The sequence below is a fragment of the Streptomyces sp. NPDC001220 genome (assembly GCF_053597895.1).
The window spans coordinates 162,160-179,643 of record NZ_JBSFJE010000006.1 but is presented as its reverse complement, the minus strand read 5'-3'; the positions used below and the strand labels follow the sequence as shown (position 1 = coordinate 179,643).

Genomic DNA, 17,484 nt, shown 5'->3' with positions numbered 1-17,484 from the left:
CGTGAGAGTAGAACACGTTCCATAAATTGACCAGGGCCTGACGGCAGATCAGAAACCCATGGGACGGTCAAGAATTCGTTAGCAGCTCGAAGCAACGGAATAGTTGCCTGTGCATACGAGGTTTACCTACCACTTATCCGCGGCGGATCCCGCCTCTCCCCGCTCTGCCCGTCACTCTCTTGGCCCGGAGGCCTCACTCAATGACGCACACGACGACCGACCAGCCCGCCCGGGGCGCGAGCGGGGCCGTGGTCCCGGTGCTCGCCTTCGCGGGCATCGTGGTCGCGGTGATGCAGACCCTGCTCGTTCCGGTCATCAAGGACCTTCCGCAGCTGCTGGGCACCGAGCCCAGCAACGCCACCTGGGTGCTGACCTCGACGCTCCTGTCGGGCGCCGTGGCCACTCCGATCATGGGCCGCCTCGGCGACCTGTACGGCAAGCGGCGGATGCTGATATTCAGCCTCTCCGTGATGGTGGTGGGTGCGCTGATCAGCGCGCTCACCAGCGAACTGCTCACGATGATCGTGGGTCGTACCCTCCAGGGCTTCGCCATGGGCGCGATCCCGCTCGGCATCGGCCTGATGCGCGACATGCTGCCGCGCGAGAAGCTCGCCTCGGCGATGGCCCTGATGAGCTCCTCGATCGGCGTCGGCGGCGGCCTCGCGCTGCCCGCCGCGGCCCTGGTCGCGCAGCACGCCGACTGGCACGCCCTGTTCTACGGCGCCGCCGGCCTGGGTGTCATAGCCATCGTCCTCACCCTCGTCGCGGTACCCGAGTCCCCGGCGCGCGCCGCGGGCACCTTCGACGTGCTGGGCGCGATCGGGCTCTCCGTGGGCCTGGTCCTCTTCCTCCTCCCGATCACCAAGGGCAGCGACTGGGGCTGGACCTCCGGCACCACGCTCGGGCTCTTCGCCGCCTCCGCCGTCATCCTCGTCCTGTGGGGCGTGATGGAGCTGCGGGTCAAGGCCCCACTGGTCGACCTGCGCACCACCGCCCGACCGGCGGTGCTCTTCACCAACCTCGCCTCGATCATGGTCGGGGTCAGCTTCTACGTCGTCTCGCTGGTCCTGCCGCAGCTGCTCCAGCTGCCGAAGGCCACCGGCTACGGGCTCGGCCAGTCGATGGTCACCGCGGGTCTGCTGGTCGCCCCGCTGGGCCTGACGATGATGTTCACGGCCCCCGTCTACGCCCGGCTGTCCGCCAAGTACGGCCCCAAGACCACCCTGATCCTCGGCATGCTGATCATCGGCATCGGCTACGGCGCGGGCCTCGGCCTGATGAGCGCGGCCTGGCAGAGCCTGGTCATCGCCGTGGTGCTGGGCGCGGGCATCGGCCTCGCGTACTCCTCCCTCCCCGCCCTGATCGTCGGTGCGGTCCCCGCGTCGGAGACGGGCGCGGCGAACGGTCTCAACACCCTGATGCGGTCCATCGGTACGTCCGTGTCCAGCGCCGTCATCGGCATGGTGCTGGCCAACACGGCGAACCACGTGGGCGGCGTCGCCATCCCGACCATGCACGGTTTCCGGGTCTCCTTCATGATCGCGACGGGCGCGGTGGCCGTGGGCCTGGTCCTCGCCCTGCTGCTGCCCAGGCGGAGCCGGCCGGCGGCGGAGGCCGCCCAGCACACGCAGCTGCGCGCGAGCAGCGAAGAGGACGTCGCGCTGGCCCACGCCGAGGAGGTGCTGCGCGGTTTCCGCGGGCGCGTGCTCGACGCGGCGGGCGTTCCGGTGGCCCGCGCCAAGGTCACGCTGATCGACCGGCGGGGGCGGCAGGCGGGGGCGACGCTGTCCGGCGACGACGGCACGTACGCGCTCGCGGTGCCCACCGAGGGGGCGTACGTGCTGGCCGCGAAGGCACTGGGGCACGGGCCGTTGGCTTCCTCGGCGTCGCACGCGGGGGATGACCGGGCCGTCGACCTCGATCTCTCGTTGCCGGCGGAGACCGTCTCGGCCTGACGGGCGCGTTGCCGGCCGCGGGTGAGCGGGGGCCGAGGGCGCCCACGCGGCGGAGCCGCACATCGACACGGCCCCGCGCCCGGCACACCGACCCTGAGGACCTCGCATCCGCACCCCCTGTCGGACTCCGGCAGGGGGTGCGGCAGCATAAGCGACCGGAACGTCGTACGACCGAAGGGACCCCCATGGCCGTGGCCGCGCCCCAGCCCGAGACGCTCGCCGCGTTCGAGAAGGCCAAGGGGTTCATGCCCCTGCACGAGGGGCTGGCGCTGTACGCGGCCGCCGTCGAAGCCGGGGAACTCGGCCTGCCGCTCCTGGAGGTCGGGACGTACTGCGGGCGTTCCACGCTTCTCCTCGCCGACGCGGCGCGTGCCGCCGGCGTCACCGCTGTCACCGTCGACCACCACCGGGGCAGCGAGGAGCAGCAGCCGGGCTGGGACTACCACGACCCGGAGACGGTCGACCCGGAGCTGGGGCTGATGGACACGCTGCCCACCTTCCGGCGGACGCTGCACCGCGCCGGCCTCGAAGACCACGTCGTCGCCCTGGTGGGCCGCTCCCCCCAGATCGCCTCCTTCTGGAACTCGCCCCTCGGCCTCGTCTTCATCGACGGCGGCCACACCGACGAGCACGCCACCGCCGACTACGAGGGCTGGGCCCCCCATGTGGCGCGGGGCGGGCTCCTGCTGATCCACGACGTCTTCCCGGACCCGAAGGACGAGTTCACCGGCCAGGCCCCCTACCGCGTCCACCTCCGCGCCCTGGAGTCGGGCGCGTTCACGGAGGTCTCGGCGCAGGACTCGCTGCGCGTGCTGCGGCGAACGGGGGCGGGGATCTGAAGAGCGCGGTCGGAACCGGCGTCCCCTCTTGCCCGGGGCCGGTGCCGCGCCGTCATCCCATCGGCCCTCTTGGACCGCGTGGCCGCCGTGGACGGCCGCTAGGGTGGCTGATGTGTCGTACACAGGCCCCGAATTCGATTCCCCGCAGCAGCGGCGCTCCCGGCGAGCGCCCATGACCGTCGCTCTCGCCGCGCTCGTGCCCGGTGCGCTGCTCGGATGGGTGGTGTTCGAGGGGGTGGGGAAGCCCGGTGGGAGCGGTCGCGGGGAGGCGAACGCGGCGGCGCCTCGGTCGGCGCCCGTGTCACCCGGTGACGACGCCAAGGTGCCGAGCCCCAGTGCGGCCCCTCCGCTCAAGGGCAAGGTCGTCGTCATCGACCCGGGGCACAACCCGGGGAACTTCCAGCACACGTCCGAGATCAACCAGAAGGTGGATATCGGGACGAACTGGAAGGAGTGCGACACGACGGGGACGGCCACCAACGCGGGTTACAGCGAGGCGCGGTTCACGCTCGACGTCGCGCACCGGTTGCGGACCCTGCTGGAGCGGCAGGGCGCCACCGTGAAGTTCACCCACGACGGGGACAAGCCCGCCTGGGGGCCGTGCGTGACCCAGCGCGCCCGGATCGGGAACGACGCGCACGCGGACGCCGCCATCTCCATCCACGCCGACGGGGCGCCCGAGGGCGACCGAGGCTTCCATGTCATCCTCCCGGCCACCGTGCACGCCGGCGGCGCCGACACCCGCCCGATCGTCGGCCCCTCGCGCACCCTCGGCGAGCACATCGAGAGCGACTTCGCGAAGGTGACCGGCAGTTCCCCGTCCAACTACGTCGGAAACGGCACCGGCCTCGACGTACGCAAGGATCTCGGCGGTCTCAATCTGTCAACGGTTCCCAAGGTGTTCATCGAGTGCGGCAACATGCGCGACAGCAAGGACGCGGCACTCCTGACGAGCGGGACCTGGCGGCAGAAGGCGGCGCAGGGAATCTCTGAGGGAATCGTGAGTTTCCTGCGCGGGTAGGCATCGGCGGACTGGTCCGGGCGGACACGCCGATCGTACGAACGATAGTGTCCTTCCTGCGATTCCTACGATGAGGGGCACCCCCGCGACGCCTCCTCCGCCGACGAGACGACCTACGAAGGACCTGAAGTGAATATCCGCTCCCTCACTAGAGGCGACGGCGTGGTGATCGGAGCAGCGGTGTTGCTGTTCATCGCGTCGTTCCTCGACACGTTCGACAAGTCCGGCAACGGTGCCCCGAACGCCTGGGACAACCTCGGCCTGGTGATGAGCATGTACGTCGGCGGTATCGCCGGCGCGGTCCTGATCGTCCTCGCCCGCGCGCTGCCGCAGCCGCTGAAGTTCGTCGGTCTCGACCTGGGCCAGATCGGCGTCGGTCTCACCGTGTTCTCGGTGTGGACCGCGTTCTGGTCGACCATCGACCCGCTGGGCGCGTTCGACGACTTCAACACCCTCGACATCGGCGCCGGATCCGGTCTGATCCTCGGCCTGATCGCCGCCCTGCTGCTGGCCGCGGCCGCGATCGCCACCCCGCTGGTCCCGGCGCTCCAGGCGGCCCTGGTCCCGGCCCCCAAGCCGCAGGCTCCGCAGCCCTACGGCGCCCAGCCCTCCGGCGGCTACGGCTACCCGGGTGCCGCCGCCCCGCAGCCCGGCCAGCCGTACGGCGCCCAGCCGCAGGCCGGTCAGCCGTTCGGCCAGCAGCAGCCCCCGGCCGCCGCGCAGCAGCAGCCGGCCGGCCCCGCACCCGACTTCTCGCCGTTCTGGTTCGCCGTGCCGGTGGCCCGGCCGCTGTTCGCGGAGGACGGCTCGGCCGCGCCGATCGCCGAACTGGCGCCCGGCACCTGGTACTTGGCCGTCGAGCAGCGCGGCGGCGCGCTGGTGGCGCAGACCCAGGACGGCCGCCGCGGCGTACTGCAGGACACCTCCGGGATCCAGCGCGGCTGATCCGCGCAGGACCGCGCACGGCCCCTCTCCCTTCCGGGTGGGGGGCCGTTGTCGTACAGTCCGGAACTCGGTCTGACGTACTGTCAGGAGGCTCGCATGCGGCTCGGGTTGGCACTCGGATACTGGGGGCGGGGTCCCTCTGCGGACCATGTGCCGCTGGCGCGGGAGGCGGAGCGCCTCGGGTACCACTCGGTGTGGACGGCGGAGTCCTGGGGCTCGGACGCGTTCACCCCGCTCACCTGGATCGCCGCGCAGACGTCAACGATCCGGCTGGGTACGGCCGTTGCCCAGATGGCGGCCCGCTCGCCGACCACCACCGCGATGCACGCGCTGACCCTGGACCACCTGTCGGGGGGCCGGGTGATGCTGGGACTCGGCCTGTCCGGGCCGCAGGTCGTGGAGGGCTGGTACGGCCGCCCGTTCCCGAAGTCGCCGCTGACCGCGACCAGGGAGTACGTGGACGTCGTACGGCAGGTGCTGCGCCGGGAGGGGCCGGTGGAGGCGGCGGGGCGCTTCCATTCCCATCCGTACCGGGGGGCGGACGCCACCGGTCTCGGCAAGCCGCTGAAGCCGATCACCCACCCGCTCCGGGCCGATCTGCCGGTCCTGCTCGGCGCGGAGGGGCCGAAGAACGTCGCCCAGACGGTCCGGATCGCCGACGGGTGGCTGCCGCTGTACTGGGCTCCGAGCCGGCCCGAGGTGTACGGGCCCGCGGTGGCCGAGCTGCCGGAGGGCTTCCTGGTCGCGCCGATGGCACAGGTGAAGGTCTGCGACGACGTGGCCGCCGGGCTGCTGCCCGTGAAGGCCATGCTCGGCTTCTACATCGGCGGGATGGGCCACACGGCCCGCAACTTCCACGCCGACCTCATGGCGCGCATGGGGTACGAGGAGGAGGCGCGGCGGATCCAGGAACTGTTCCTGTCCGGGCGGCGCGAGGAGGCCGTGCTGGCCGTGCCGGACGCGTTCGCCGACGAGATCTCGCTGGTCGGCCCGCGCGAACGCATCGCCGAGCGGCTGGAGTCGTGGCGCAAGGGCCCGGTGACCGACCTGCTGGCGCTCGCCCCCGACCCGCACACCCTGCGGGTCCTCGCGGAGCTCAACTCCTAGCCGCCCCGGGCGGCGGACCGGCGGAGGGGCGAGCAGGACGCGGCGGGGCACGGCGCCGGGGTCAGCCTCGGACGGTCGCCGCCCGAGGCGGTTCGGACACTCCGGCGCCGAACCCGAACCACGTCAGTGGGTGAGCTGCGACGTCGAAGGCACCTTGTTGGTGACCGGGGCGCCGGCGCTCTTCCCGGCGTCCTTCACGTTGTTGATGACGTCGTTGAACGAACTGGCCGCGTTCCCGTCGCCCTTGCGGAGCTTGGACGGCAGGTCCTTCAGCGCGTCGATGCCGGACGAGAGCGGGGCGACGGCCTTGGACAGCAGCGGGTCGCCCTGGGCGTTCCGCTTGGCGGCCTGGAGCCGGTTGTACGCGAAGGTGCCCGCGAGACCGGCCTTGATGAGGGCGAGGGTGCGGCCGTGGGCGCCCTTCTTGAACTTGCCGGCCTTCCAGGGCTTGACGATCCACTGGTAGGTGGCACCGGCCGCGAGTGACGCGTTGGCGACGAACCGCGTCTTGGCGAACTTCTGTTTCTCGGCGGACGTACTCGGACTGGGCGTGTCGGCCACGGGCACCGCGGCCATGCCGGTGTCGGTGGGCTTGCTCTGCGTGCTGCTGCATGCGGTCACACCGGCGACGAGTGCGCAGCAGAGGGTCAGCGCGACGACCAGGCGCCGTATCGGTACGGGCACGGGGTCCTCCCGTGTGTCTCGATGTCCTCCCCGAGCGGTTGCTTCCTCCGGAAGCCTCACCCAGATGGCGGCGCTGCGCCACTCGGGGGAACCCCCGTTCAGGTTTCAAGGACCGATCGACGGCAACCCGGAGGGCATGTCCCCTCGATATCGTCACAATCAGGCCGGCACGGTCGTCGCGGTCGTCGCCGACATCATGGCCCTCATACTGGGCCTCTGGATAATGATGTACCTGTTGGACGCGAACCGGGCGAACAGCCTGGTCCAGTTCATCCACGACGCGGCCGCCTGGCTGGCCGGCTGGTCACGCGACCTGTTCACCTTCGACGAGGCGTGGGCGAGGGTGGTGGCAGGATACGGCCTGGCGGCGGTCGTCTACCTGTTCATCGGCCACGCGATCGCCAACCGGATGCAGCGGCACTGAGAATTTCCGGTCAGAACAGCGCCCGTAAGGGGCGCGGGGCTGTGCCGACGTGCGGCTCCGCCGCGATGGGGGTCCCCCCGCTCGAGCGGAGCCGAGAGTGGGGGAGCGACCAGCCCCCACGGCGCCGCACCCGCCGTACGCCGCACCCCCGCCCCCCTAGGCGCAGCAGTCCACCTCAAGCCCGGAAGGCAGCCGCCCTCCCCCGAACACCGCACACGTGGCGTCATGCCCTCCGAGCGCGGCGACCGCCAGCAGCAGCGACCCCGCCGTCCACGTGGTGAGCTCCCGCGGCCAGATCGCGTCGTCCTCGAAGACGTACCCGGTCCAGTACAGCCCCGACTCCGCGTCCCGCAGATGCTGGATCGACTGCAGGATCTCCAGCGCCCGGTCGGACTCCCCGACCGCCCACAGCGCGAGGGCGAGCTCGGCCGACTCCCCGCCCGTCACCCACGGATTGGGGACGACGCACCGCACCCCGAACCCGGGTACGACGAACCGCTCCCAGTCCTTCTCGATCCGCGCGGCCGCCTCCGCTCCGGTCAACGCCCCGCCCAGCACCGGGTAGTACCAGTCCATCGAGTACCGGTCCTTGTCCAGGAACCGCTCGGGGTGGCGCCGTATCGCGTGCCGCAGCGCGCCCACCGCCAACTCCCAGTCCGGCTGCGCCTCTTCCCGCTGCTCGGCGATGGCGAGCGCACAGCGCAGCGCGTGGTGGATCGACGAACTCCCGGTCAGCAGCGCGTCGTCGGTGGGCGTCCCCTCGTCCTCGCGCCGCCAGCCGATCTCACCGCCGGGCTGCTGCAGCCGCAGCACCCACTCGACGGCCGCGTACACGGCGGGCCACATCCGGTCGAGGAAGGTGTCGTCGCCGGTGGAGAGGTAGTGGTGCCAGACGCCCACGGCGATGTAGGCGACGAAGTTGGACTCGCGGGCGCGGTCGGTGACGTCGTCGTGCGCGCCGTCGGCGTAGGCCGCGTACCAGGAGCCGTCCTCGTTCTGGTGCTCGGCGAGCCAGATGTAGGCCCGCTCCGCGGCGGCGTGCTCACCGGCCGCGTCCAGCGCCATCGCGGCCTCGGTGTGGTCCCAGGGGTCGAGGTGGTGCCCCCGGAACCACGGGATCGCGCCGTCCTCCCGCTGTGCGGCGAGGATCCCGCGGACGGTCGCGGCAGCCTGCTCGGCGGTGAGGACCCCGGGCAGGACGAGGTGTTCTGTCCGGGGGGTGGTCACTTGGCGGCCACCTCGGCGTCCGACGGGGCGTCGGTCCCGGTCCCGGTCCCGGTTTCGGTCCCGGTCCCCGTTCCCGTCTCGGTCCGGGGCAGGTGCGGCTTGGTGGCGTAGACGACGAAGCTCTTGCCCATCACCGGGTTCAGCGCCTGCTCGGCCAGGCGCGTGGCCAGCGGCTTCTTCATGATGTCCCAGACGAGCAGCTTGTGGTACGCCCGTACCGGCAGCGCCTTGTCGTTGTCGACGCCGAACGCGCACTTCAGCCACCAGTAGGGCGAGTGCAGCGCGTGCGCGTGGTGGCTGCCGTACGGCCGCAGACCGGCTTCCTTGATCTTCCCGACCAGCTCGTCGGCCTTGTAGATGCGGATGTGGCCGCCCTCGACCTCGTGATAGGCGTCGGAGAGCGTCCAGCAGACCTTCTCGGGGCCGTAGCGCGGCACGGTGACGGCTATCCGCCCGCCGGGCCTGAGCACGCGCACCATCTCGGCGAGCACGCCCTTGTCGTCGGGGATGTGCTCCATGACCTCGGAGATGATGACGACGTCGAAGGACTCGTCGGGGAAGGGGAGCGCCAGCGCGTCACCCTCCATGGCGGTGGCCGTCGCGCCGGCCGGGGCCTCGCCGGCCTCCGCCATCGCCGCGAACCACTTGGCGACCTCGCGGATCTCCTCTCCGTTCTGGTCGAGCGCCACGACCTGGGCGCCGCGCCGGTAGCACTCGAAGGCGTGGCGTCCTGCCCCGCAGCCGAGGTCCAGGACGCGGTCGCCCGGGGCGAGCGGGAACCGGGAGAAGTCGACGGTCAGCACGTGGCCCTGCTTTCACTCTCGTGACGAACACCAGCTGAGGCCGCGGAGCGGCCGGGATTGCGGGGCGCGGAGCGGGCCACGGCCGCGGCCGCGGAGCGGCGGGAAGCGGCGTCCGTGCCGCCCGCGGAGCGGGCGATCGCCTCGCGGTACCGGGCCACCGTGCCCTCCGCGGCGCGCGCCCAGGTGAAGTGCCGTAGCACCCGCTCCCGGCCGGCCCGGCCGAGGCGCGCGCGGAGCTCCGGGTCGCCCAGCAGCCGGCTCAGCCCGGCGGCCAGCGCGCCGGCGTCGCCCGGCGGCACGGCCAGGCAGGTCTCCCCGTCCCGTCCGGCGACCTCGGGGATCGCGCCGCCCGTCGTCGCGAGCAGCGGGGTGCCGGTCGCCATCGCCTCGGCGGCGGGCAGCGAGAAGCCCTCGTAGAGCGACGGCACGCAGGCGACCTCGGCCGAACGGACCAGGTCGACGAGTTCGGCGTCGGAGATGCCCTTCACGAACTCGACGGCGCCCTCGAGGCCGTACCGCTCCACGGCCTGCGCGACGGGCCCCTCGGTGGGCTGCTTGCCGACGACGACGAGGTGGGCGGCGGGATGCTCGGTCCGCACCTTGGCGAGGGCCTCGACGAGGAACACCAGCCCCTTCAGGGGTACGTCCGCGCTGGAGGTGGTGACGATCCGGCCGGGCACCTGGGGTACGGCGGGATTCGGCGCGAAGAGGTCGGTGTCGGCGCCGATGTGGACGACGTGGACGCGGTCCTCGCGTACGCCGAGATGGTCGACGATCTCCTGGCGGGAGGTGCCGGAGACGGTGAGCACGGAGGGCAGCCGGCGGGCGACCCGCTTCTGCATCCGGGTGAAGGCGTACCAGCGCCGTACGGAGTACCGCCGCTTCCATCCCTCGGCCGCGTCCAGCTCCAACTGCCGGTCGACGGTGATGGGGTGGTGGATCGTGGTGACGAGGGGCGCGCCGACGTCCCCCAGCAGGCCGTATCCCAGTGTCTGGTTGTCGTGGACGACGTCGAACTCCCCGGCGCGGGCGCGCAGATGGCGGCGGGCGCGGAGCGAGAAGGTCAGCGGTTCGGGGAAGCCGCCGGTCCACATGGTGGCCACTTCGAGCGCGTCGACCCAGTCCCGGTACTCGTCCCGCCCGGGCGTCCTGAAGGGGTCCGGGGAGCGGTACAGGTCGAGGCTGGGCAGCTCGGTGAGGGTGAGCGCGGGGTAACCCTCGTCCAGGACGGGGTACGGCTGTGAGCCGATCACCTCGACGCGGTGCCCGAGGCGGGCCAGCTCGCGGGAGAGGTGCCGTACGTAGACACCCTGGCCGCCGCAGAACGGGTTCCCTTTATAGGTGAGGAGCGCGATGTCGAGCGGTCGCTCGCCGTCGGCGGCGGGTTCCTCGTCGGTACCCGTCCGCCTGGCCTCAGCGGTCACTCTGGGCCCCCTTCTCCCTGCACTTTCCCGCGAGATTACGCCGGGACGCTAATCTAGAACAAGTTTCAGACTTGATCGTTCAAGAGGCTCTGAATCTACCGGCAGGTAGGGGCGGAGTGAGCAGTGGATCAGGTGATTCGCGCCACGACGCGACCCCTGCCATGCTGTCTGATCACTCGCCCTGAGCACTGCCCTCACCGACTGTCACGGACGGGACCCATGCCTGCGGAAGCCAAGGTGGACATCGGCGCCAGATCGGCCACCCCGCCGCTCACCGAGCGGCAGGAGGCCCGGCGCCGCCGCATCCTGCACGCGAGCGCCCAGCTGGCCAGCCGGGGCGGTTTCGACGCGGTGCAGATGCGCGAGGTGGCCGAGTCCTCCCAGGTGGCGCTGGGCACGCTCTACCGCTACTTCCCCTCCAAGGTCCACCTGCTGGTCGCGACCATGCAGGACCAGCTGGAACACATGCACGGCACGCTGCGCAAGAAGCCGCCGGCGGGCGAGACGGCGTCCGAGCGGGTCGCCGAGACCCTGATGCGGGCCTTCCGGGCCCTGCAGCGCGAGCCGCACCTGGCCGACGCGATGGTCCGCGCCCTCACCTTCGCCGACCGCAGCGTCTCTCCCGAGGTGGACCAGGTCTCCCGGCAGACGACGGCGATCATCCTGGACGCGATGGGCCTGACCGACCCGTCCCCCGCCCAGCTCTCCGCCGTCCGCGTCATCGAGCACACCTGGCACTCGGCCCTGATCACCTGGCTGTCGGGCCGTGCCTCCATCGCCCAGGTGAAGATCGACATCGAGACGGTCTGCCGGCTGATCGACCTGACGGAGCCGGGCGGCAAGCCGTAGCCCGCGGGCTCGGGGTACGCGAAGACCTGCGGGGCGGCTGGCCGGGGACACGCGAAGACCTGCGGAGCGGGTGGCCGGGGGCACGCGAAGACCTGCGGAGCGGGTGGCCGGGGGCACGCGAAGACCTACGGGCGGGCTGCTCGGAGGCATGCGAAGACCTACGAGACGGGTTCCCTTCGCCGGCATGGTCCGGATCAGGTGATGGGGGTCGCCGTCCGGCTCAACCGCCGCCTTCCGACCTCTCAGCCCGACCGTCGACGTCGGCACCGGCGGATGCTTTGTGCATCTGCGTCACGCCAGAGTCGGCTACGCCGCTCGGACTCCCTCACTCGCCTCGTAGGCTGATTTCAGGATAGAACGCCCGAACGGGAATAGACCACCCCAATGGTGGATTTTTTCTACTTTTCCTGATACGGGCCACGCCCGAGTGCCTCCGGCGCGCAACCCCACCGCTCACGGCCCACAACCGCACCGCTCACGGCCCACCACCCCGCCGTTCACGGCCCACCACCCCGCCGCTTCCGGCCCGCTACCCCACCGTCGTCAGCCCGCTCCAGCTCCGCCCGAGCGCGGTCTCCCCCGCCCAGCGCTCCAGCAGCAGCCGGGCCTCGGCCTCCGGGGCCGCCAGGGACACCCGCTGGGCCCCCGCGTGGACCTTGCGCGACTGTTCGTGGGTGCCCTCGCTGCAGCAGGAACAGAGCATCTCCAGGCTGCTCGCGGGTTCCGCGCCGAAGTCGTGCTCGACGAAGAGGGCGAGCAGCGCGTCGAGGTCGGCGGCCTCCCCGGCGTTCACCGTCACCTCAAGGGTCGGCAGCTCGGACGCCCGGAGGAGGAGCAGTTCGTCGAAGACGGGGAACTCGCGGCCCTCGACCACCCGGCGCCCCGTGGGCTCGCCGTCGTGCACGACGATCTCCCCGAACCGCCGTCCCGCCGTCACCGGCACGTTCATCACCCTCCCCCGCGTCGGGCACAGCCGGTCGATCCACACGACCTCCCGCTCGCCGCCGGTGTCCAGCCGCACACAGGCCGCACCGAACCGCCCGTCGATCTCCCCCTCCCCCGCCGGGAGTTCGATGCCGAAGCCGGCCCAGGCGTCCCGGGCGGTGGCCCAGTCGCCCTGGATGGTGGCCGCGATGCCGAGGTTCCAGAACGCCGGGTCGCCCTCGCCGCGCGGCGCCCGGGCGGCGGCCTCGCGGCCCAGTGCGCAGGCCTTGGCCCAGTTGCGCAGGAACTTGTGGGCGAGCGCGGCGTCGTACCACCACACCGCGCTCCGCTCCTCGTCCGGGAACCGCGCGAGAACCTGCTCGAAGAGCCCGGCGGCGGACAGCCACTCCTCGGCCTCCCACGCCTCGTAGGCCGCTTTGATCAGGCCCTCGGCCTCGGTCTTGCGCACGTTCCCCACCCTGGTCGGCCCGTCGGACCGCTGGAGCGTATCCCAGGCCACCGACAGACCAGGCCGGGCCACCGAGGTGCCGCGCCGGGCACTTGGCAGGCGGCGCCGGACGGTTGGCAGGCCGCGCCGGACGGTTGGCAGGCCGGCGCCCAGCCACCGCGTGAGCTGCCGGATCAGCCCCGGATCAGCCGCCGAGTCAGCGCTCGGATCAGCCCCCGGGTGAAAAGCCCCTGGCGGGACCCCTGTCCCTGATCGGAGAATCTCCCCATGGCACTCATCCACCACACCACCCTCAAGCCCACCAAGGTCGAACTCCTCGCCGGCCGGCTTCCCGGCCGCCCCTGGTACCGCGGCCCCGCCGCACCGGAGTTGGTGAAGGCCGGCGGGTTCCGGCTGGACGACCCGGAAGGCGAGGTGGGGATCGAGTTCATGATCGTCACGGAGGGCTCGGACGCGTATCTCGTACCGCTCACCTACCGCGCCGCCCCGCTCGACGGCGCCGAGCACGCGCTCCTCGGCACCATGGAGCACGGTGTGCTCGGTACGCGCTGGACCTACGACGGGTGCCACGACCCCGTGCTGACGGCCGGGTTGGTGGCCCTGATCGAGGGACGTGCCGCGGCGCAGGCGCAGAGCATCACCGACACGCCCGACCGGGAGGTCGCCCGCGGGTACACCGCGGCGGGTCCGCTCCCCGGCCTCGGCGCCCCCGTCGACACCGCCGAGAGCACCGAGTTCGCCGTGGCGGACGAGGGTCTGGTCCTGCGGCTGCGTCGCGTACTGACCCCCGGCTCACTGCCGGCCGCCGACGCGGCCGGGTATGTCACCGGAGCCTGGCAGCAGCCGGACGGCATCCGGGCCAGGGCGCTGTTCGCCGCGCTTGAGCCTCGCTGAGTCCGCGGGCGGAAGCCAGTCCGTGGGCGGAAGCCAGTCCCCAGGCAGGAGCCGGCCCCCCGGGCGGAAGCCGACCCTCAGGCGCGAGCCGGCCCTCAGACGGAAGCCAGTCCCCAGGCGGGAGCCAGCCCAGGCAGGAGCCGGTCCTCAGCCAGGAGCTGGTCCTATGGCAGGAGCCGGCACTCAGGCGGGAGCCGGCCCCCAGGGCAGGAGCCGACCCTCTGCCAGGAGCTGGCCCTACGGCGGAAGCCGGTCGCCAGGCAGGAACCGGCCCTCAGCCAGGACCTGGTGCTAAGGCGGAAGCCGGTCCCCAGGCAGCAGCCGACCCTCGATCGGAAGCTACTCCTCGGGCGGGAAGACCGGTTCCCCGCTGTCCAGCAGGGTGATGGTGATCGCCTCCACCGGGCAGTTCTCCGCCGCGTCGAGGATCCTGCCGTTGGCGTCCGTCTCCGGGTCCACGGGGTGGGACTGCATGGCGGAGTCGAGCCGGAAGGCTCCGGTGGCGCGGTTGACGCACTGGGCCGAGCCGATGCAGATCGAACGGTCGACCTCGACGTGCCAGCGGTCCCCCATGGCGGCCTCTCACCCCGCCCAGCCGGCCGGGAGGTGGATCATCTTGTGTTCGAGGAACTCGCCGTAGCCCTCGGGCCCGAACTCCCGTCCCAGACCGGAGTTCTTGTAGCCGCCGAACGGACCGAGCATGTCCAGGCTGAAGGTGTTGACGGAGTAGGTGCCCGTACGGACCTGCCGCGCGACCTCGATACCGTGCTCCACGTCCGCCGTCCACACGCTGCCGCTCAGCCCGTAGTCCGAGTCGTTCGCGATCTTCAGGGCCTCGGACTCGTCGCCGTAGGGGAGGAGGCAGATCACCGGGCCGAAGATCTCCTCCCTGGCTATCCGCATGGAGTTGTCGACGTCGCCGAAGAGGGTCGGCTCGACGTACCAGCCCTTCTCCAGACCCGCCGGACGGCCGCCGCCCGTGAGGATCTTCGCGCCTTCCTCCTGGCCGATCCGGATGTAGTCCAGGTTCCGCTGCTGCTGGCGGCGGGCGACGAGGGGGCCCACCTGGGTGGCCGGGTCGAGCGGGTCGCCGACCTTCAGGGCGCTCGCCGCCGCCGCGAGGGCGTCGGCGAACTCGTCGTAGCGGGAGCGCGGGACGAGGATGCGGGTCTGGGCGACGCACGCCTGGCCGTTGTTCATCCAGGCCGCCGGGACGATCCCGGCGACGGAGGCGGCCACATCGGCGTCCGGCAGTACGACCGCGGCCGACTTGCCGCCCAGCTCCAGCGTCACCCGGGTGAGGTTCCTCGCGGCCACCTCCATCACCCGCTTGCCGGCCGCGACCGAGCCGGTGAAGGAGACCTTGTCGACGCCCGGATGCGAGACGAGATACTCACTCACCTCGCGGTCCGCCGGAAGGATGGACAGCACCCCGTCCGGCAGTCCGGCCTCCTTGGTGATCTCACCGAGTATGTAGGCGTCCAGCGGCGACTCCGGGGACGGCTTGAGCACCACCGTGCAGCCGGTGAGCAGCGCGGGGGCGAGCTTGGCGGCGGCCACGAACTGCGGCACGTTCCAGGGCACGACGGCCGCCACGACCCCGACCGGCTCCCGCCGGACGAGGATCTTCCCCAGCACCCCGTCGCGTGTCTCCTCGTACGTGAAGTCGCGTGCCACCCTGATCGCCGCGTCCCACACCATCATCGCGCCGAGCGCCTGCGCGAGCACGCTCCACGAGTACGGCGAACCGTTCTCGGAGGAGATCACCCGCGCGATCTCCTCGTGCCGTACGGCGATCGCGTCCTTGATCCGAGTGACGACCTCGACCCGCTCCGCAAGGCTCATCCGCGGCCAGGGCCCCTCGTCGAAGGCCCGCCGCGCGACCCCGACAGCCCGGTCCACGTCCTCCCGCGAGGCATGCGGCACCCGCCCGAAGACCTCCTCGGTGTGCGGCGACACCACCTCGATGACGTCCTTGCCCAGGGGGTCGGTCAACTCCCCGCCGATGAACAGCTGCCCATGTTCCAGGAACTCGGTCATGGCGCCCCGCCACCCTTCCTGACGATGTTTCAGAACTGATACCAGTTCTAGTTATAGTGAGCAATGGCCGTGCGGCGGTGCGGGGGCGGAGGGCGACGGATGGCGAACAGTCAGGGCGAGCAGGACGAGTCCGCGGCGGGGCGGGCGGAGGTGACCGTTCACGATCACGGCGGGGGCGTACGGTCCGTCGAGGTTCCCATTCCGGACAATCCCCTCGGCTACACGCTGGTGTACGTCGTGGACACCGACCGGGGGCCGGTCCTCGTCGACACCGGCTGGGACGATCCCGGGTCGTGGGACGTACTGGTGGCGGGGCTGGAGGCGTGCGGCATCGGCATCGGGGAGGTGCACGGGGTCGTCATCACCCACCACCACCCCGATCATCACGGGCTGTCGGGGCGGGTGCGGGAGGCGTCCGGGGCCTGGCTCGCCATGCACGCGGCCGACGCGGCGATCGTGCGGCGGGCGCGGGAGACCCGGCCCGAGCGGTGGTTCACCTACATGGCGGCGAAGCTGACGGCCGCGGGGGCGCCCGAGGAACACGTGGCGCCCCTGCGCGGGGGACCCCGCCGCCGCAACTCGCCGCCCGGACTGTCCCCCGCCCTCCCCGACCGCGAGATCCTCCCCGGCGAACTCCTCGACCTGCCCGGCCGCCGGCTGCGCGCCGTCTGGACGCCGGGGCACACGCCCGGCCATGTCTGCCTGCACCTGGAGGAGGAGCACCCGGACCGACTCCCCGGCCTGGGGCGCCTGTTCTCCGGCGACCATCTGCTCCCCGAGATCACCCCGCACGTCGGCCTGTACGAGGATCCCGACGACGCGACCGTCACCGACCCCCTCGGCGACTACCTCGACTCCCTGGAACGCATCGGCCGTCTCGCCCCCGCCGAGGTCCTCCCGGCCCACCAGTACGCCTTCACCGACGCGCCGGCACGGGTTCGGGAGCTCCTGGCCCACCACGAGGAACGCCTCACCGCGCTCCATGCCCTTCTCCAACAGCCCCTGACCTTGTGGCAGTTGGCCGTACGGATGGAGTGGAACCGGCCCTGGGAGCAGATCCCCTACGGATCGCGGAACATCGCCGTCTCGGAGGCGGAGGCCCATCTGCGGCGCCTGGTGAAACTGGGGCTCGTGGAGCCGGTGACGGGAACCGAGCCGGTCACGTACGTGGCGGTGCGGTAAGAAGCGCATGGACCCCTTGGAACGGCTCCTCGCCGAACGCGCCTGCGAGCGTCTCGTCGTCGACTTCGTCCGCCGCCTTGATCTCGGCGAACCGTCCTCCGTGGCCGAGTTGTTCACGGAGGACGGGTGGTGGGAGTGGCCGCCGCCGGGAGACGGACGGCGAGTGGTGGGGCGGGAGGGACTGGCCGCCTACTTCGGCTCCCGGCCAGGGGGCCGGCTGTCCCGGCGCATCATGTCCAACATCCTGGTCACGGTCACCGGACCGGAGGCGGCGACGGCCACGTCGTACTTCCAGACCTATCGCGTCGACGGGTACGCGGGGGGCATGGTCCCGGCCGCCCCGCCTGTCCAAGTGGGCCACTACGAGGACACGTTCCGGCGGGCCGGCGGACACTGGTTGCTGTCCTCGCGGTCCTTGGTGCTCCCCTTCGGGGGTCCCACCCCTGAAGCGAACGCCTGAAACATCCCGTGGACGGAGACCTCCCGCCGCGGCCGCCCGCCGCCGGCCCTCGGGGCCGCGGGACGGCCCCGTTCAGGCCTGGTTGGCGGGCCGGTGCCGCATCAGGCAAGGTTCGCCCTGTCCGCGAGGGCCTGGGTGAGCAGCCTGACCGGTAGGGTCGGGGCCTCGCGCGCGATGCGCCAGGACGTCATGCGGAACGGGGCGGGCAGAGTTGACCGTGGATATCGCTGTGGTGAG

General features: G+C 71.8%; 17 protein-coding genes. 10 read left to right on the top strand and 7 right to left on the bottom strand.

The genetic code is table 11. The features are described 5' to 3' along the window. The first annotated feature begins 200 nt into the window (after positions 1-200). From ACWDGI_RS16595 to ACWDGI_RS16575, 5 genes are all read left to right on the top strand, one after another. A complete protein-coding gene (locus tag ACWDGI_RS16595) occupies positions 201-1,955 on the top strand; it encodes an MFS transporter (RefSeq protein WP_450759579.1) in 1,755 nt (584 codons plus the stop codon). Between the two features lie 185 nt (positions 1,956-2,140). After that, positions 2,141-2,794, top strand: coding sequence for a class I SAM-dependent methyltransferase (locus ACWDGI_RS16590; RefSeq protein ID WP_450759577.1), 654 nt, complete (start codon positions 2,141-2,143; stop codon positions 2,792-2,794). Positions 2,795-2,906: 112 nt separating this feature from the next. After that, positions 2,907-3,815: an N-acetylmuramoyl-L-alanine amidase gene (locus tag ACWDGI_RS16585; protein WP_450759575.1), complete on the top strand. Its 909-nt coding sequence runs from the start codon at positions 2,907-2,909 to the stop codon at positions 3,813-3,815. Positions 3,816-3,944: 129 nt separating this feature from the next. Then, positions 3,945-4,760 carry a hypothetical protein gene (locus tag ACWDGI_RS16580; RefSeq protein WP_450759573.1) on the top strand — a complete coding sequence of 272 codons (816 nt, stop codon included), beginning with the start codon at positions 3,945-3,947 and terminating at the stop codon, positions 4,758-4,760. 96 nt (positions 4,761-4,856) lie between these two features. Further along, entirely contained in the window at positions 4,857-5,867 is a 1,011-nt protein-coding gene (locus ACWDGI_RS16575; RefSeq protein ID WP_450759571.1) for an LLM class F420-dependent oxidoreductase, read from the top strand. Between the two features lie 123 nt (positions 5,868-5,990). Here ACWDGI_RS16575 and ACWDGI_RS16570 read toward each other — a convergent pair whose 3' ends face one another. Then, entirely contained in the window at positions 5,991-6,551 is a 561-nt protein-coding gene (locus ACWDGI_RS16570; RefSeq protein WP_450759569.1) for a hypothetical protein, read from the bottom strand. Positions 6,552-6,687: 136 nt separating this feature from the next. On the opposite strand from ACWDGI_RS16570, the gene ACWDGI_RS16565 reads away from it, so the two are divergent. Beyond that, entirely contained in the window at positions 6,688-6,975 is a 288-nt protein-coding gene (locus tag ACWDGI_RS16565) for a hypothetical protein (RefSeq protein ID WP_450759567.1), read from the top strand. Positions 6,976-7,131: 156 nt separating this feature from the next. Here ACWDGI_RS16565 and ACWDGI_RS16560 read toward each other — a convergent pair whose 3' ends face one another. From ACWDGI_RS16560 to ACWDGI_RS16550, 3 genes are read right to left on the bottom strand one after another with little or no spacing between them, the layout of a single operon-like run. Continuing rightward, complete coding sequence (locus tag ACWDGI_RS16560) at positions 7,132-8,202, bottom strand: prenyltransferase (protein WP_450759565.1); 1,071 nt, start codon at positions 8,200-8,202, stop codon at positions 7,132-7,134. Next, positions 8,199-9,005, bottom strand: a complete 807-nt coding sequence (locus tag ACWDGI_RS16555) for a class I SAM-dependent methyltransferase (protein WP_450759563.1) — start codon at positions 9,003-9,005, stop codon at positions 8,199-8,201. The genes ACWDGI_RS16560 and ACWDGI_RS16555 overlap by 4 nt, the downstream gene beginning before the upstream one ends. After that, the gene (locus ACWDGI_RS16550) at positions 8,999-10,429 is read right to left on the bottom strand and encodes a glycosyltransferase family 4 protein (RefSeq protein ID WP_450759561.1); all 1,431 of its coding nucleotides are present in this window, start codon (positions 10,427-10,429) and stop codon (positions 8,999-9,001) included. Before ACWDGI_RS16550 ends, ACWDGI_RS16555 begins: the two co-directional genes overlap by 7 nt. Positions 10,430-10,648: 219 nt before the next feature. Here ACWDGI_RS16550 and ACWDGI_RS16545 point away from each other — a divergent pair, with 219 nt between their 5' ends. Beyond that, a complete protein-coding gene (locus tag ACWDGI_RS16545; protein ID WP_450759559.1) occupies positions 10,649-11,278 on the top strand; it encodes a TetR family transcriptional regulator in 630 nt (209 codons plus the stop codon). 529 nt (positions 11,279-11,807) lie between these two features. Here ACWDGI_RS16545 and ACWDGI_RS16540 read toward each other — a convergent pair. Then, on the bottom strand, positions 11,808-12,671 hold the full coding sequence (locus ACWDGI_RS16540) for a tetratricopeptide repeat protein (protein WP_450759557.1): 864 nt from the start codon (positions 12,669-12,671) through the stop codon (positions 11,808-11,810). 267 nt (positions 12,672-12,938) lie between these two features. Here ACWDGI_RS16540 and ACWDGI_RS16535 point away from each other — a divergent pair, with 267 nt between their 5' ends. Beyond that, positions 12,939-13,565, top strand: coding sequence for a maltokinase N-terminal cap-like domain-containing protein (locus ACWDGI_RS16535; protein ID WP_450759555.1), 627 nt, complete (start codon positions 12,939-12,941; stop codon positions 13,563-13,565). A gap of 339 nt (positions 13,566-13,904) precedes the next feature. On the opposite strand, the gene ACWDGI_RS16530 is transcribed toward ACWDGI_RS16535, so the two are convergent. Together ACWDGI_RS16530 and ACWDGI_RS16525 are read right to left on the bottom strand one after the other, a co-directional pair. Beyond that, entirely contained in the window at positions 13,905-14,138 is a 234-nt protein-coding gene (locus ACWDGI_RS16530) for a ferredoxin (protein WP_360486839.1), read from the bottom strand. A 9-nt stretch (positions 14,139-14,147) separates the two neighbouring features. After that, positions 14,148-15,605, bottom strand: a complete 1,458-nt coding sequence (locus tag ACWDGI_RS16525) for an aldehyde dehydrogenase (protein WP_450759553.1) — start codon at positions 15,603-15,605, stop codon at positions 14,148-14,150. 99 nt (positions 15,606-15,704) lie between these two features. Between ACWDGI_RS16525 and ACWDGI_RS16520 the strand changes: the two genes are divergently transcribed. Together ACWDGI_RS16520 and ACWDGI_RS16515 are read left to right on the top strand one after the other, a co-directional pair. Continuing rightward, positions 15,705-16,787, top strand: a complete 1,083-nt coding sequence (locus ACWDGI_RS16520; protein ID WP_450759551.1) for an MBL fold metallo-hydrolase — start codon at positions 15,705-15,707, stop codon at positions 16,785-16,787. A gap of 7 nt (positions 16,788-16,794) precedes the next feature. After that, a complete protein-coding gene (locus tag ACWDGI_RS16515) occupies positions 16,795-17,247 on the top strand; it encodes a nuclear transport factor 2 family protein (protein ID WP_450759550.1) in 453 nt (150 codons plus the stop codon). The last annotated feature ends 237 nt before the right edge of the window (positions 17,248-17,484 follow it).